The organism is Vibrio ordalii ATCC 33509 (assembly GCA_000257205.1).
GTDB lineage: Bacteria > Pseudomonadota > Gammaproteobacteria > Enterobacterales > Vibrionaceae > Vibrio > Vibrio ordalii.
The window spans coordinates 26409-42872 of sequence record AEZC01000012.1; the positions used below are offsets into that span (position 1 = coordinate 26409).

Annotated in this window: 15 protein-coding genes and 2 pseudogenes; 10 read left to right on the plus strand and 7 right to left on the minus strand. The window is 44.9% G+C overall.

Features of this window, described 5'->3' with window-relative positions; translation table 11 throughout:
- Nucleotides 1-7: 7 nt before the first annotated feature.
- Both yoaA and VOR_RS0100830 read right to left on the minus strand, forming a co-directional pair.
- Nucleotides 8-1951 carry a DNA repair helicase YoaA gene (yoaA, locus tag VOR_RS0100825; RefSeq protein WP_010317190.1) on the minus strand — a complete coding sequence of 648 codons (1944 nt, stop codon included), beginning with the start codon at nucleotides 1949-1951 and terminating at the stop codon, nucleotides 8-10.
- Nucleotides 1952-2045: 94 nt separating this feature from the next.
- Nucleotides 2046-2246, minus strand: a complete 201-nt coding sequence (locus VOR_RS0100830; RefSeq protein WP_010317192.1) for a hypothetical protein — start codon at nucleotides 2244-2246, stop codon at nucleotides 2046-2048.
- Between the two features lie 187 nt (nucleotides 2247-2433).
- Here VOR_RS0100830 and purU point away from each other — a divergent pair, with 187 nt between their 5' ends.
- Nucleotides 2434-3267, plus strand: a complete 834-nt coding sequence (purU, locus tag VOR_RS0100835) for a formyltetrahydrofolate deformylase (protein ID WP_010317194.1) — start codon at nucleotides 2434-2436, stop codon at nucleotides 3265-3267.
- A 125-nt stretch (nucleotides 3268-3392) separates the two neighbouring features.
- On the opposite strand, the gene VOR_RS0100840 is transcribed toward purU, so the two are convergent.
- A complete protein-coding gene (locus VOR_RS0100840; protein ID WP_010317205.1) occupies nucleotides 3393-5396 on the minus strand; it encodes an NADPH-dependent 2,4-dienoyl-CoA reductase in 2004 nt (667 codons plus the stop codon).
- 212 nt (nucleotides 5397-5608) lie between these two features.
- Here VOR_RS0100840 and sppA point away from each other — a divergent pair.
- Nucleotides 5609-7459, plus strand: a pseudogene (gene sppA / locus VOR_RS17590) (signal peptide peptidase SppA).
- Nucleotides 7460-7580: 121 nt separating this feature from the next.
- On the plus strand, nucleotides 7581-8594 hold the full coding sequence (gene ansA, locus VOR_RS0100850; protein ID WP_010317207.1) for an asparaginase: 1014 nt from the start codon (nucleotides 7581-7583) through the stop codon (nucleotides 8592-8594).
- 92 nt (nucleotides 8595-8686) lie between these two features.
- Here the strand turns inward: ansA and VOR_RS0100855 are convergent, their stop codons facing one another.
- Nucleotides 8687-8971 carry a YeaC family protein gene (locus VOR_RS0100855; RefSeq protein ID WP_010317209.1) on the minus strand — a complete coding sequence of 95 codons (285 nt, stop codon included), beginning with the start codon at nucleotides 8969-8971 and terminating at the stop codon, nucleotides 8687-8689.
- Nucleotides 8972-9072: 101 nt separating this feature from the next.
- Here VOR_RS0100855 and VOR_RS0100860 point away from each other — a divergent pair, with 101 nt between their 5' ends.
- Entirely contained in the window at nucleotides 9073-9897 is an 825-nt protein-coding gene (locus tag VOR_RS0100860; RefSeq protein WP_010317211.1) for a DUF2989 domain-containing protein, read from the plus strand.
- 47 nt (nucleotides 9898-9944) lie between these two features.
- Here VOR_RS0100860 and msrB read toward each other — a convergent pair whose 3' ends face one another.
- Nucleotides 9945-10349 carry a peptide-methionine (R)-S-oxide reductase MsrB gene (msrB, locus tag VOR_RS0100865; RefSeq protein WP_010317214.1) on the minus strand — a complete coding sequence of 135 codons (405 nt, stop codon included), beginning with the start codon at nucleotides 10347-10349 and terminating at the stop codon, nucleotides 9945-9947.
- 339 nt (nucleotides 10350-10688) lie between these two features.
- On the opposite strand from msrB, the gene gap reads away from it, so the two are divergent.
- The 5 genes from gap to VOR_RS0100890 all read left to right on the plus strand — a co-directional run bounded on the left by gap (nucleotide 10689) and on the right by VOR_RS0100890 (nucleotide 15161).
- A complete protein-coding gene (gene gap, locus VOR_RS0100870; RefSeq protein ID WP_010317219.1) occupies nucleotides 10689-11684 on the plus strand; it encodes a type I glyceraldehyde-3-phosphate dehydrogenase in 996 nt (331 codons plus the stop codon).
- 156 nt (nucleotides 11685-11840) lie between these two features.
- A complete protein-coding gene (locus VOR_RS0100875; protein ID WP_010317221.1) occupies nucleotides 11841-12725 on the plus strand; it encodes a D-hexose-6-phosphate mutarotase in 885 nt (294 codons plus the stop codon).
- A 119-nt stretch (nucleotides 12726-12844) separates the two neighbouring features.
- Nucleotides 12845-13666 (plus strand): 23S rRNA (guanine(745)-N(1))-methyltransferase, encoded by an 822-nt coding sequence (gene rlmA, locus VOR_RS0100880; RefSeq protein WP_010317223.1) that lies wholly within the window; start codon nucleotides 12845-12847, stop codon nucleotides 13664-13666.
- Between the two features lie 70 nt (nucleotides 13667-13736).
- A complete protein-coding gene (locus VOR_RS0100885; RefSeq protein WP_010317225.1) occupies nucleotides 13737-14660 on the plus strand; it encodes a ChaN family lipoprotein in 924 nt (307 codons plus the stop codon).
- Between the two features lie 150 nt (nucleotides 14661-14810).
- On the plus strand, nucleotides 14811-15161 hold the full coding sequence (locus VOR_RS0100890; RefSeq protein ID WP_010317227.1) for a hypothetical protein: 351 nt from the start codon (nucleotides 14811-14813) through the stop codon (nucleotides 15159-15161).
- Between the two features lie 22 nt (nucleotides 15162-15183).
- Here the strand turns inward: VOR_RS0100890 and VOR_RS0100895 are convergent, their stop codons facing one another.
- Entirely contained in the window at nucleotides 15184-15624 is a 441-nt protein-coding gene (locus VOR_RS0100895) for a YcgN family cysteine cluster protein (protein ID WP_010317229.1), read from the minus strand.
- A 158-nt stretch (nucleotides 15625-15782) separates the two neighbouring features.
- On the opposite strand from VOR_RS0100895, the pseudogene VOR_RS17595 reads away from it, so the two are divergent.
- Nucleotides 15783-16033: pseudogene (locus VOR_RS17595) on the plus strand (YkgJ family cysteine cluster protein).
- Between the two features lie 74 nt (nucleotides 16034-16107).
- On the opposite strand, the gene VOR_RS0100905 reads toward VOR_RS17595, so the two are convergent.
- Nucleotides 16108-16464: GGDEF domain-containing protein (locus VOR_RS0100905; protein ID WP_010317233.1), on the minus strand; the 357-nt coding region annotated here is incomplete at its 5' end.

A 16464-nucleotide genomic window follows, 5' to 3' on the forward strand; every position in this document is an offset into this window, starting at 1 on the left:
ACTGTCTCTAATTGTTGTTAATAGTTACGGGTGTCGTGACTGAAATTTGACTTAAGAAATCTTTTACTTTGTCCAAATCCCGCGTGCGTGGAATGGGCGGTAAACTGGCAAGAAATAGCCCACCGTAGTCACGGGTGACTAAACGGTTATCACAAATGATCAGTACACCTTTGTCATGTTTATCGCGGATCAAACGCCCGACCCCTTGTTTCAAGGTGATGACGGCATCGGGTAGTTGTACTTGCGCAAATGGATCGCCACCGCGCATTCGGCAATCTTCAATTCGCGCTTTCAACAGCGGATCATCCGGCGCGGTAAATGGAAGTTTGTCGATAATAACACAGCTTAATGCGTCACCTCTAACATCTATCCCTTCCCAAAACGCCCCTGTCGCGACCAATAAGGCATTACCTAATTCCATAAATTCGGCCAACGTTTTTTGTTTACTCGTCTCCCCTTGCATCAGCACTGGCACGGTTAACACTTCTCGAAAACGTTCACCTAACTCGCGCATCATGCTGTGGGAAGTACATAAAAAGAAGCAGCGGCCTTGGTTTTGCTCAATCACTGGCGACAAAATACGCACCAATTTATCGGCAAGGCCAGGGCTATTGGGTTCGGGTAAATAGCGTGGCACACACAGCCGCGCCTGCTGCTGATAGTCAAACGGGCTTGGTAATGAAAACTGAGCTTGGGGCTTTAGCCCTAAACGCTGAGTGAAATGGCTAAAATCGTCGTTTACAGCCAAAGTTGCGGAGGTGAAAATCCATGCGCCCTGCTTTTGTTGCACCTGTTCGTGAAATTTATCGGCCACCGAAAGTGGGGTGATGTGTAAACTAAAATGGCGCGGCGTGGTGTCATACCAGTAGGAATAACCGGTAATGGAGACATCACACACTCGATCAATTCGTCCTTTAATTAAGTTAGCGCGCTCAAATGCGGTATCCAATAACTGGCTGCGGCCCAACGCAAGCTTTAACACATCGATAGCAAAATCTAAGCTGTCTCGCAAACGCGCTAATTCTCGCGAAATCGATGGTGAAGCTAACGCTTCACGCCAGTTGCCTCGAAAACTGGGTTCACCCAACACAATGCGTAAATCCATCGCTGACTGCACCAGTTTATCGCCGACTTTCTGCAATTGGCGCATGTCTTTTGCTTCAGTGCGATAGCCGATTTCAATATCTTTCGCCAGCTCTTGAACTTGGCGACTGGAGACTGATTGACCAAAATATTGGCTGGCGATATCCGGCAACTGATGCGCTTCGTCGAAGATAAAGACCTCGGCTTCGGGGATCAACTCACCAAACCCGGTTTCTTTGATCGCCAGATCGGCCAGAAAAAGGTGATGGTTGACCACCACCACATCAGCGTCCATCGCCTTTTTGCGCGCTTTCGAGACAAAACAATCGACGTAACTTGGGCACTCTTTGCCAAGGCAATTGTCGTTGGTCGAGGTAATCGTTGGAATAATGGCACTGTCTTCAGGCAGTTCTTCACATTCGCCTAAATCACCGCTTTTGGTTTCCGATGACCAACGACGCACTTTCACTAATTGAGTCAGCAGCTGTGGATCAGATTGGTTGGTGTGGCTTTCTACCATCTGGCGGCTCAGCCTATCAAGGCACAGATAGTTTGCTCGACCTTTTAATAGCGCGACATTGCCATAGAAACCGAGCGCATCAATCATCAAGGGTAAATCACGATGAAAAAGCTGCTCTTGCAGGTTTTTAGAACCCGTGCTGATAATGACTTTTTTACCACTGAGCAGCGCCGGTACCAGATACGCAAAGGTTTTTCCTGTACCAGTTCCTGCTTCAACCACTAATTGCGATTGCTGGGCAATCGCTTTAGCGACCGCTTCAGCCATGTCAATTTGCGCCTGCCGCGCTTGAAAGCCAGCAATGGCTTTACCTAATGCGCCTTGTGAAGAGAAGGTTTTTGCAATCATCAAAAAGTGGGTATCAGTATTCGTTGCGGGGCATTATGTCAGGTTTGATGAGCTGGCGCGAATCCAAGTGCAACCCGCGCCAGTTAGGTGTGTTCTATTTGCGATTGAGGTAACGAGATAACCAAGCTGGCCCTTCGTACCCACTCTCCGTTTGGGTCATTGCTTTTGCCGCCTCGGCGGGTGATGCTCGGCTCTCCCACATGTCTTCCAAAATGATTTCGTCAATTTGATGGTCTCCCATCAATGCACTCACTCTTTCCATATACAGCTTTCGTGCGAGGAGTTCTCTATCCATAAATACCGCCTTAAGACACTCTGTGAGGAAGAAAATTAGCAAAAGCCTAACGGTGAACCCGTTTATATATTGAAAAAAACTTAATAATAGATTAATTATAGCCCCTATATTGCGGGGCGCCTCACCGTTTACTCGCTCACGAATTAGTTTTTAGAACGAAAAAAATCATGCACGGAAGTAATTAATAATGGAAAGAAAAACACTGCTCACTCATTGTAGTGATGCGCCCGGACTTATCTCTAAAATCACGAACATTTGTTATAAACATCAACTCAATATTATTCATAACAATGAGTATGTTGATAACATCAGTGGTCACTTTTTTATGCGTACTGAATTGGAAGGCTACTTTAACGACACCACCCTTCTAGCCGACCTTGACCAAGCCTTGCCTGCACATGCAAAGCGTAAACTGATTGATTCTTCGCGCAAACGCATCGTTATTTTGGTGACTAAAGAAGCACATTGCTTGGGCGATATTTTGATTAAGAATTATGATGGCAGCTTGGATGTCGATATTGCTGCAGTGATTGGCAATTACGATACGCTGCAAAATCTGACCGAAAAGTTTGATATCCCGTATCACCATGTTTCTCATGAAGGGCTAAACCGCGAGGAACATGAGCAGAAATTGTTGGAAGTGCTGGACCAATATCACGCCGACTATTTGGTCCTCGCCAAATATATGCGGGTACTCACTCCTGGTTTTGTCGATAAGTACCATCACAAAATTATTAATATTCACCACAGCTTTTTACCGGCATTCATTGGTGCAAAACCTTACCAGCAAGCGTACGAGCGCGGTGTGAAAATCATTGGTGCGACGGCGCACTTTGTCACTAATGATTTAGATGAAGGCCCGATTATTAAGCAAGACGTGATCCCGGTTGATCACACATTCAGCGCGCAAAACATGGCGCAAGCTGGACGGGACGTTGAGAAAAATGTGCTGAGTAAGGCCTTGAACAAAGTCATCAACGATCACGTTTTTGTTTATGGCAACAAAACGGTCATTTTATAGCAAAGCGAAGAGTGTTCTTCACGAACATAGCAAAGACAAAAGGCGCGATTTGCGCCTTTTGTTGTTTTACGATTGCTGGCTGATCACTCCAAGTAATAACACCACCGGCTAGCTTGGACCATAGATTATAACTTAATCGCCAGCTCGACCCCTTGACGAATCGCACGCACAGCATCAAGCTCACCAGCATAATCGGCACCACCAATCACATGCATCTTCTCACCCAATGATGCCCATTTATCTTCAAAAGGACGCACTGATTCTTGCCCGGCACAAATCACTATTTTATCGGCGTCTAACAGCAAAGGATTACCATCAAGCGTGATATGTAAACCGTCAGCGGCAATTTTTTCATAACCGACACCACCCAGTAGAGTCACTCCACGCTTTTCTAAGGTGCGTTTATGGATCCAACCAGTGGTCTTACCGGGGCCTTTACCTACTCGTCCTTTGCGACGCTGCAATAGCCACACCGTTTTTTCACTCATACCATCAGGGAATGGGTACAAACCACCGGGATAAGTAATCTCTTTATCAATGCCCCAATCATGCAGCCAATCATCAAGTGTATGCTCTGTCGGCTCAGTCAGCATAGTGGCGACGTCAACACCAATGCCACCAGCACCAACAATCGCAACTTTTTCGCCAACGGGCGTTTTTTCACGGATCAGCGTTTGGTAATCCAGCACCTTTTCTAGGTTATCAATACCCTCAATTTTGACTTTTCTCGGCTCGACACCCGACGCCATCACCACTTCATCGTACGGTTCGAGCATCTCAAAATTGACGTCAGTATCTAAATGCAGATGCACACCGGTTTGATCAATACGATTTGCAAAGTAGCGAATGGTTTCTCGAAACTCTTCTTTGCCGGGAATTTGCATCGCCAAGCGGAACTGGCCACCAATGCGATCATTTTTTTCAAACAGATCAACATGATGCCCACGCTCAGCCAAGGTAGTCGCACAAGCAAGCCCCGCCGGACCTGCGCCAATCACCGCCATTTTTTTCGGCTGAGCCGCTGGGCGAATAACCATTTCCGTTTCATAACAGGCCCGCGGATTGACGAGACAACTGGCTCGTTTGCCTTTAAATACGTTATCTAAACAAGCTTGGTTACAGCCGATACATGTATTGATCAGCGCGGCTTTTCCTTGCTCCGCTTTGGCAACAAATTCTGGATCGGCAAGAAACGGACGCGCCATCGACACCATATCCGCTTGACCCGTTGCTAATATTCTTTCTGCTTCTTCTGGAGTGTTGATACGATTACAGGTCACAACGGGTACAGAGAGATGCGGGCGGATTTTTTCCGTTACCCAAGTAAAAGCAGCACGTGGTACTTGAGTCGCTATCGTTGGAACGCGCGCTTCATGCCAACCGATGCCCGTATTGATAATGGTCACGCCAGCTTGTTCAAGTGCCTTCGCGAGTATTAAAACCTCTTCAAAAGTGCTGCCCTCTTCGACTAAATCCAGCATTGAAAGACGGAAAATGATGATGAACTCTTTACCAACCACTGCACGAATCGCTTTCACTATCTCAATGGGTAAACGGATACGATTTTCGTAACTACCGCCCCAATCGTCGTAACGCATGTTGGTACGTTTACAGATGAATTGGTTGATCAAATACCCTTCCGAGCCCATCACTTCCACACCATCGTATCCTGCAAGGTGAGCTAATTCAGCACTACTGGCAAAGGCATCAATGGTTTTTTTTATCTGACGAGCACTCATTTCACTCGGCGCAAAACGCGCAATAGGTGCTTTAATCGCCGAAGCACTTTGGGCAAAAGGGTGCATTGCGTATCGGCCTGCATGCAGCAATTGCAAGGCGATCTTTCCACCTTGGCGATGCACTGCCTCAGTCACAACTTGGTGTGCACGTGCGTGTTTTGCTTTGCTAAATTCGGCACTGAAAGGGTGAAGTCGACCGCGCAAATTAGGCGAAAAACCGCCCGTCACAATCAGCCCAACCCCACCTTTTGCACGCTCTTCATAAAAAGCGGCCAGCTTATGGAGCCCTTCCTTATGCTCTTCTAATCCCGTGTGCATTGATCCCATCAATACACGGTTGCGTAACTGAGTAAATCCTAAATCTAAAGGCTCTAACAGATGTGGGTACATGGCGACTTCACTTTTATAATTATGCGTTATGGTCTGACCAGAATATTATTGCCCACAAAAAAAATCAAACAAGTGTTTACATTTTTGTAACACCGATCAATCTTGCGGTTGTTTGGGTATACTAGATCACGTAGGATGTAAGCCATTAATATCTCAAGGGTAATCCCCTTTATTCATTTAACACGCTTGCGAATAGCCGCAGTGGAGAAACAATGAGATCACTATTTCGATTTATCGGCTTGATATTTAAAGGTTTTTGGAAAATCATTACCTTTATTCGTTTAGCCTTAACCAACCTGTTCTTTTTGCTCAGTATTGCACTGATTTATTTCTTGTATGTGCATGCCGATTCTCCCCTGCCCACCATAGAAAAAGAGTCCGCATTAGTGATGAACTTATCGTGACCAATTGTTGAACAAAGTTCTTACATCAATCCGATGGATTCAGTGACTGGCTCATTTTTTGGCAAAGACTTACCCAAAGAAAATGTATTATTTGATGTAGTAGAGACCATTCGCCACGCGAAAGACGATGCGAAAATCACAGGCCTTGTGCTTGCTCTCGGAGAAATGCCAGAAACCAACCTCACCAAGCTGCGTTATATTGCTAAAGCGCTCAATGAATTTAAAGCCACGGGCAAACCCATCTACGCGGTGGGAGATTTCTATAATCAAAGCCAATACTACTTAGCAAGCTACGCCGATAAAATCTATTTGGCACCGGATGGCGCGGTGATGCTGAAAGGCTACAGTGCCTATTCAATGTACTACAAAACTTTGCTGGAAAAGCTGGATGTCAACACGCACGTTTTCCGGGTCGGTACTTATAAATCAGCCATTGAGCCATTTATTCGTGACGATATGTCCGACGCGGCGAAAGAGTCCGCCTCTCGCTGGTTAACGCAGTTGTGGGGAGCATACGTCGATGACGTAGCGACCAACCGTAAGATTGACGAGAAAACGTTAAACCCATCAATGGATGAATTTCTGACCCAATTAAAAGCGACCGAGGGAGATCTCGCCGCTTTATCATTAAAATTAGGGCTAGTGGATGAATTGGCCACTCGCCAACAAATGCGCCGATCGCTCGCCGAAACATTTGGCAGCAATGGAGAAGATAGCTACAACGCTGTAGGTTACTACGAATATCAAGCCACCATTAAGCCACCATTTAACGCTGAAATGGACGATGTGGCGGTGATCATCGCCAGCGGTACCATAATGGATGAATCGCAACCACGCGGTACAGTGGGTGGTGATACCACCGCTGCATTACTTCGCCAAGCGCGTAACGATGATAAAGTCAAAGCCGTCGTATTGCGTGTGGACAGCCCTGGGGGCAGCGCCTTTGCCTCTGAAGTTATCCGTAATGAAATTCAAGCGTTAAAAGACGCAGGCAAACCGGTTGTCGTCTCAATGTCGAGCCTTGCAGCGTCTGGCGGTTATTGGATTTCCATGAGTGCAGATAAAATTGTCGCGCAGCCAACCACGTTAACGGGTTCAATCGGTATTTTTAGTGTCCTCACCACCTTCGAAAAAGGGCTCAACAAACTAGGGGTTTATACCGATGGCGTAGGAACCTCACCTTTTTCAGGTATCGGTGTCACCACGGGGCTAACAAAAGGCGTGGCCGACGCTCTGCAACTGGGCATTAACCATGGTTACCAGCGTTTCATAAGTTTGGTGGGAGAGAACCGTGGCCTTTCATTGGCACAAGTCGATCAGGTCGCGCAAGGCCGTGTATGGACAGGGCAAGATGCGATGGATCATGGCTTAGTCGACCAAATGGGTGACTTTGATGATGCCATTAAGCTCGCCGCTCAACTGGCACAATTAGAGACCTACAATATTTATTGGGTAGAAGAGCCCCTTTCTACCGCAGAGCAGTTCTTGCAAGACATCATGAATCAAGTACAGGCTCGTTTTGGTTTTGATGTATCAACGCTGGTACCAGCATCGCTACAACCTGTAGCAAAACAATGGGTGCAAGATGCCAGCTTACTCAACCATTTTAATGATCCAAAAGGGCAATATGCGTTCTGCCTAAACTGCCAAGTTCAGTAATAATATCAATCTATAAAAGATAAAAAACCATTGGGGCGCTTTGTGTTGAGCGCCCCTTTTTATATTAAGTGAATACGCTATAATCCCCCGCTCTGTTCCCCTACACGAGTGATTTCTAGCTATGGCAAGAAAACATATCTACATCGCCTACACTGGCGGTACTATCGGCATGCTAAAATCCGACCATGGTTATGTCCCTATTGCGGGCTTCATGGAGAAACAACTCGCAGGCATGCCTGAGTTTCAGCGCCCTGAAATGCCTGAGTTCACCATTCATGAATATGACCCTCTGATTGACTCCTCGGATATGACGCCTGAAGATTGGCAACAAATCGCCAACGATATTCGAGATAATTATGATAAATACGATGGCTTTGTGATTTTACATGGTACGGATACCATGGCTTACACCGCATCGGCACTCTCTTTCATGTTGGAAAACTTAGGTAAACCCGTCATCGTGACAGGCTCACAAATTCCGTTGGCCGAATTGCGCTCTGACGGACAAGCGAATTTACTTAATGCATTGCACATCGCCGCTAATTACCCCATCAATGAAGTGACGTTATTCTTCAATAACCAGTTGATGCGGGGTAACCGCAGTGTCAAGTCACACGCCGATGGTTTTAATGCGTTTACCTCGCCGAACCTTCCTCCGCTGTTAGAAGCTGGGATCAATATTCAAATCAGCAGTAACATTAAAGTTGGTGAACAGCCGCAAGGAGCCTTCCGAGTCCATAGCATTACACCACAACCGATTGGTGTGATTACTATGTACCCTGGCATCTCTCACGAAGTGATCCGCAATACCTTATTACAGCCAGTCAACGCGATGATTTTGCTAACTTTTGGTGTAGGCAATGCACCTCAAAATGCACAACTATTAGCGCATTTAAAAGAAGCTTCAGAACGTGGCGTAATCGTCATGAACTTAACTCAGTGCTTAGCAGGTAAGGTTAACATGGGCGGTTACGCGACCGGTTGTGCACTTGCAGAAGCGGGCGTGATCAGCGGCTACGACATGACACCAGAAGCCGCTTTAGCCAAGCTTCACTATTTACTGAGCCAGAATCTTTCTTATGAAGAAGTGAAGCAGAAAATGCAGGAAGTGTTACGTGGTGAAATGAGCTTATAGCTTTAAGCACCCACAATGTGTTTCCCCTCATTAACAAAATCCCCAACTCAATGAATTGGGGATTTTCGTATTCTGTATAAGTCAAAATAGACTCATTCGTGGTTTGGATTAACTCGAACAATATCGTCTTGTCCGTTTTGAAAGCGCTTTTTCAGCTCACTTTTTGACTTAAAACTGATTTCTCCACCAGCGGCAACTGTCATATGGTCCGCTTCTACATTATGCTTAGATTGATACAACATCACAGCTTGCATGCATGAATCTCGCTGTGTTTGTGAAAGTGGTGTACCTTCAGGCCACTTACCCGTTTCAACAGCGTGCATTAATCGCTTGTAAGCTTCGGTGGTGATGGCGTTAATGAGTTGATCGGCATCCATGGTCTATCCTTAATTAACGAATTCGTCACAAACATAACTTGCCATGATATTGAGTCAAGGCAAGCCCAATAAATAAGTGTATTTGATCACAAGCTAATATTATGAATTTGATAAAAGTGCCCATGATTCTCAGCCTATCACTTCTTATAAGTGGCTGCTTTGAGAATAACAGAGATACCGACAAGCTATGTGCTGATAATCCTAATTTGCGCTGTGAAAGGCTCAATATAAATGATGGGCAATGTAGAGTTCCACGCACGGACCTTATCTGGCATCGATTTGAAGTGCTTAAAAATCCAAGCGATAGCAACAAGATTAAAGAATACGGATTAGTTCAAGCTTATCGAAAATGTCTTGAGCTCGCTTCACAAATTCAAGCGATTGATCAAACAGAACTGAAACAACGTCGATTTTCAGCACTCATCAATACAGGCAAAGATTTAGAGCAGATTGAACAAGAGCTTCAGTCATCCAGCTCCGCGGAAACCTTATACTTTCTCTGGAGTCAGATTGGTGATAAAAGAGCACAAAGGGAATTCTTACAACGTGAAGGTAAACCCGAGCTAGATACAGCAGAAATGCAATACGCTCTCGCTACTTTTTATGTTCAACGGGATCGAGAAAAAGCAATCTATTTGCTCCATCGAACCTTAGAACTCAGCCCAAAAGGCAGTATCAACCTTGATGCTATCAAATCTCTTGCCAGTACCAACCAAATACTTAAGCAAAGTGAAAAAGCTTATATCTGGGCAATGGTAGGGAAAACATTCAATATACCGGTCGCTTCAGAAACTGAACTCAAATTATTATATGGTTTTGATCAAAATAAATTTGATGCACTGGACGACATCGCAGAAAAAATCGTCACTGCACTCAAAAAGGGGCAATTTACACCGGCCCTCATTCCCATCGAATTTACAGACTAACAAAGTGTAACCATAAAACGAAGAGCGGTGATAAGTTCACCGCTTTTTCACTTTTTGTTGAAAATTAACGACACTGAATTGACACAAAATCGTTCGCCTGTTGTTTGAGGCCCATCAGGAAAGACATGCCCTAGATGGCTATCACATACCGCACAACGGATCTCAGTTCGAATCATTCCATGCGTTAAATCTTCAAGATAGCGGATCGCAGTATCCTTGATCGGTGCATCAAAGCTTGGCCAGCCACACCCTGAATCATACTTATTGTTGGAGACAAATAACGGGCTACTGCAACAGGTACACGCGTATACGCCTGTGTCACGATTGTGTAATAACTTGCCACTAAACGGGGCTTCTGTACCGCGTTGACGACAAACATAAAACTCATCATCTGTTAGCCTTTCACGCCAGTATTCATCAGGCTTAACGCTATTTTCAACCTTTGATTTCACTTACAAAACTTCCCTTCTTCTCAATGTTGCTATGGTACTTTTTATGCCAAAGACTTGCGCACCCTAGCCTTTGTAGCACATACTTTCTCACCATGAAATGGGCAGTATGTAATTTCTGAACGGCTTTAGGAAGGCCAAAGTATTTTACGCAAACTGAGAGTAAACAGAAACGGTATTAAGTTTAAAATTTAATCACTTGCGACTAATTGTGAAAAAAAGCGTCGCTTTTTTTTGACTTTAAACAAGTTAAGTCCGATTATCTGTTGCAGACATTTACTGGGTTCTGTAATTTTACTACCAGTTATCTTTAATCAGAAATTAAGTTGTGGAGCAACTATAATGACTATCAAAGTAGGTATTAACGGTTTTGGCCGTATCGGTCGTTTCGTATTCCGTGCAGCGCAAGAGCGCAACGACATCGAAGTTGTAGGTATTAACGACCTTATCGACGTAGATTATATGGCATACATGTTAAAGTATGACTCAACTCACGGTCGTTTCAACGGCACTGTTGAAGTTGAAGCTGGCAACCTAGTTGTAAACGGCAAAACTGTACGTGTAACAGCTGAGCGTAACCCAGAAGATCTAAAATGGGATGCAATCGGTGTTGACGTGGTTGCTGAAGCAACAGGTCTATTCCTAGACGACGCAACCGCTCGTAAGCACATCACTGCTGGCGCGAAAAAAGTTGTTCTAACTGGTCCTTCAAAAGACGCGACTCCAATGTTCGTAATGGGTGTTAACCACGCTTCTTACGCTGGTCAAGACATCGTTTCTAACGCTTCTTGTACTACAAACTGCCTAGCACCTATCGCTAAAGTTCTTAATGACAAGTGGGGCATCGAGTCTGGTCTTATGACTACTGTTCACGCAACGACAGCGACTCAAAAAACTGTAGATGGTCCTTCTGCGAAAGACTGGCGTGGTGGTCGTGGTGCTTCTCAAAACATCATCCCATCTTCAACTGGCGCAGCTAAAGCAGTTGGCGTTGTAATCCCAGAACTAAACGGCAAACTGACTGGTATGGCTTTCCGCGTACCTACAGCGAACGTTTCTGTAGTTGACCTAACTGTTAACCTACAAAACCCAGCATCTTACGCAGAAATTTGTGCTGAAATGAAGCGCGCTTCTGAAAACGAATTCGCTGGCGTTCTAGGCTACACTGAAGATGCCGTTGTTTCTCAAGACTTCATCGGCGAAATCAACACATCTGTATTCGATGCTAAAGCTGGTATCGCACTGACTGACAAATTCGTTAAAGTTGTATCTTGGTACGACAACGAAATCGGTTACTCAAACAAAGTTCTAGACCTAATCGCTCACGTTTCTAAATAATCGTAGTGTTTAGCGAAGAAATTCGTTGAGAACAAAAAGGCGACCATTGTGTCGCCTTTTTAGTATCTGTCCCTTTCCTTATGTGGGACTGCGTTAGACAATCCGAGCCGTTCCTCACTTATTTATCCGGTAGGAATGGCATGAGGTATCGAATTTATGGATCTGCAATCTCTCCCTACCCTGACTTATCTTTCTGACAACGTCACTATCGTTGAGAAAGAGGGCGTTAAAATTGTTCGCGTTATTCATGACAAAGCGACCGCCGGAATTACACTGCATGGCGGCCATGTCATCTCATTCACTCCTAAAGGACAAGATGAGCTCATTTGGATGAGTGACACGGCCATTTTTGACGGTAAAGCCGCTCTAAGAGGCGGGATCCCTGTTTGTTGGCCATGGTTTGGCCGTATTGCTGCACCAGCCCATGGTTTCGCACGCACCAGTGAATGGGCACTGATTGAACATAGAGAAAACGATCAGGGCGTCATTATCGTGCTAGGGCTCAACCATTCGCCCCAAACACTGGCTATTTGGCCATTTCAATTCCAAACTCGTCTTTATGTTGAAATCGGTGACAAGTTAAAAGTCACTTTAGAAACGACCAATACGGATGAGAAAGCATGGACGTTTTCTGCAGCGCTGCACAGCTACCTCAAGGTTGGTAATATTACCCAGACCACTACTACAGGTATGGGCGTTGAATATATAGACAGCTTACAAGATGCAAAAATGTGTCAAGGTGGTTCAACACTCATCCTCACCGATACGATTGATCGCGTCTATACCGCGCCTGAAGCACAAATTCAGGTCCAAGATCCTGTTTTGAATCGCACGTTAGTGGTTGAAAACTCTGGACACAACTCTGCCGTCTTGTGGAATCCATGGGCTCAAGGCGCTCAATCAATGGCAGATATGCCTGACGATGGTTATCAAACGATGCTTTGTGTTGAATCTACACTGCATGCCCCTTGCTTATCCGCTGGAAAAACCTTGCAACCAGGTGAAAGCCATCAGCTCGTCACGACGGTTTTTTCCAACTAAGCTTTTTTGGCGAATTTTCCATCATCGTACTCATCCTGAGGGCAGTGAAATCACGCTGTCCTTTTTATTTCTAGCCGCAGACGCTAAACTGGCGCCTTTGTTTTTCAAGCGAGATCTTCATGGCGTATCTGTGCCCCCTTTGCCTGCAACCTCTGTTGCAACAGCAGCAAATATTGAAATGTGAAAATAATCATCAATTTGATATAGCCAAAGAGGGCTACGTCAATTTGATGCCTGCTCATCATAAACGCTCAAAAGATCCGGGTGATAATAAAGAGATGATGCAGGCTCGTCGCCGTTTTCTTGAAGGTGGACATTACGATCTGATGCGTCAGACGGTCGCTCAGTTGTGCAGTAAGTATCTGCAAGATTCTTCTTATCAGTTTTTAGACATCGGCTGCGGCGAAGGTTACTACACCCAATTTGTCGCTCAAACGCTTGCACAACACTCGATACAATCGGTCACCTATGGGTTAGATATCTCTAAAATCGCCGTCCGTTATGCAGCAAAGCGCTACCCTATGGTCAACTTTGTCGTTGCCTCCAGCCACCGCTTGCCCTTTGACGATGCTTCCCTAGCCGGTATATTACGAATTTATGCGCCCTGTAAAGCGCAAGAGCTTTACCGCTGCATTCAAAACCAAGGAGTGGTGATTACCGTTACACCAGCGGCAAGGCACCTCTATCAGTTAAAAGAAGGGATCTATCCTAATGTTCAACTGCACGATGAAACCGCAGAAGAGATAGCTGGGTTTACATTAGTAGAGCAACAAAAACTGCACTACACCATGGCATTAAGCGGTAACGATGCTTTTGATTTATTACAGATGACGCCGTTTGCATGGCGGGCCAGTGATGAGCTACGAGCGCAATTAAAGCAAGCTGAGCAATTTAATTGTGAGGCCGATTTTATGATCAGCGTTTACCGTAAAGTTATTTGATAATAATTCTCATTATATTGTAAATCGACAGTGTCTCCATTATTATGCCAAATTCACAATGGAGACCCTCATGCGCTTAGTTACTTCTCTGGCTCTACTATTACCACTTTTTGGCTGTGCTTCGCACCAGCCGAAGCCCATTGCTCACTTTTATGACTACCAATTATCCACCCCTAGCGGCAAACCATTGAATCTCAATTCGCTGCCGAATGAGATAAAAAATGCCGATATCATTTTAGTCGGTGAGTGGCATACACACCCAGCCATTCATCGCTTCCAAACCGAGCTATTGGCACAACTCAGCCGAGAAAACACCCATGTAGCCTTGTCTATGGAACAATTTTCACGCGATGAACAAGAGATACTGAACCGCTATCTAGCAGGAGAAATCGGCGAACAATACCTTATTTCTCAGACCAGAGCGTGGCCAAACTACCAAAGTGACTACCGCCCACTGGTTGAATTTGCAAAATCACAGCAGTTGGATGTCATTGCCGCTAATGCGCCTAAACCTTTCGTACGTTGTATCGGCAAAGTAGGGATCAAATACCTTGATAAATTAACGCCAGTAGAGCGGGCTCAGGTTGCAAACCAAATTGACACCTCAGCCTCTCCCTACAAAGCGAAGTTCATGGCATCAATGCATCACGGCTCAAAAGATCAAACAGAAAAACAGTACGCAGCTCAGGTCACTTGGGATGAAACGATGGCAGAAAGCATGGTGGATTATTTACAAAACCACCCGACAGCTCAGGTGATGCACATCGCAGGCAAGTTCCACACCGAGCACGGTTTAGGCACGGCGCATTCTATCCTTCGTCGAAATCCTGATTTAAAGGTTGCCATCATCACGCCCGTAGAGGATACCCAGACGTCGTATCCTGATTTCCAACTCACTGTACTGCCAATTCCCACTGCCTATGTTCAAGCAGAGCATCGCATGCAAGCCTATCAACAGATAAAGAATCGCAACACAGATCTCATTTGCGACTGATAAACCACAACCAATGCGCCTTTTTATTCTTTTTAGACAAAATCGGCGTGTTTTTTTCTTGCATACATTTCATACAAAATGCGAATATTTTGCACAAGTTTTCCATCAATCTGCCGATAGATTAACTGATGGCATTTATAGGAGAGAAGTATGACACCAGTAGGAACAAGCTCAGCGCAACTGCATTCACTCCAACAAGTTAAAGCTCAAGCTAATTCTACAGCGGCATCCACCCCCTCTGCCCCGCTCAAAGTGGAGCAGAATAGCGTCACTTTGTCTGATGAAGGCAAAGCCTTGCTCGCAGCGCTGCAACAACTCGACAAACAGAGTAAGTTAGAAAACAAAGAGAAAACCGTGACAGGTAAAGTGGAGTCGTTTGCTCATGGTGCTTTGGGGTTAGATCATCCAGATAAAAAACCAGAAGAAGACGACAGCTCCTATTCTGCAGGGAAATATTTTTCCGCCGCGGCAACAATAGGTGGTTTGTTACTGCTTCTCTAGTCTTTTAGATTTCTATTAGATACTAATTACGGTTTGGATGATTGATAATATGGTCCTCCCAGTCGATAACATCAATCTCATAAACGACTTTGTTGCGAACACTTTCTTGCGCGGCGTGCATCGCCTCTTTGGAGCCGGTAATCAAAGGATGCCATTGCGGCAATGTTTTTCCTTCTGACAGTACACGATAGGCGCACGTATCCGGCAACCAGTTAAATTCATCAATTTTATCACGCGTCAGTTTTAAGCACTCCTCACCAGAATTGAAACGGTTTGGATAATCCTTACATGAGCAGGTATCGCTGTTTAACCAACTGCAAGCGACATTGGTGTAATAGACCTCATCACTATCTTCATCCATTAACTTGTGTAAGCAACACTTACCGCATCCATCACAAAGCGACTCCCACTCCGATTCCGTCATTTGTTCTAATTTCTTATTTTGCCAGAATGGTGTGCTCATGAGTCTTTATCTTACTTAACGAATGGGGTGCGTGTTATACCTCCACACCATCCAAAGTTCAAGGATAAAAACGGCTTGTTAATTTAGGAAGCTATTGCTGTACACTTCGGTCACATCTGCTACGATCATCACCCTTTTATTTTTACTGGTACTCAATTATGGAATGCAGACTTGGTTGTGTGCGTGTTGTATCGCTCCTAGTATTTCTTCCTCCATCCCGGGTATGGAGCAAGGAAAGCCAGCTGGTGTACGTTGCATTCAACTTAATGACGCTAATTTGTGCAAGTTATTTGGTAAGCCTGAACGTCCAAAAGTATGCCACGAGTTTAAACCTTGCCCGATGGTCTGTGGCAACACGAACCAAGAAGCTTTGACCAACATTACCGAACTTGAGCAAACGACTGGCTAACCTCTGTTTATCCGTTTATTAAGGCTCTATATCTAAACTATAGATGATGTGTAACGAATCATTATTGTGACTCTTTAGATTACTGTCATTTCAACACGATCTTTTCCCGCAGTTTTGGCTTTATATAAAGCATCATCAGCAAGAGTTAATTCATCCGTTTTACGATAATACGAGTAATAAGCAACTCCCATACTAACCGTAATTCCCTTTATGGTAGGAAAAGCCATTAAACTATGGTTTTTTATGGTACTAATGATTTGTTCAGCGAAATTCAACGCTTCTTCCGATGTATTAAAATAAGCTACAATCGCAAACTCCTCACCACCAATACGAGCCAATGTTTGGCCTTTTTTCATCAAAGAATTAGCCTGATTTGCAACGTACTTTATTACTTCATCACCGACGCCATGGCCAAATGAATCATTCACAGA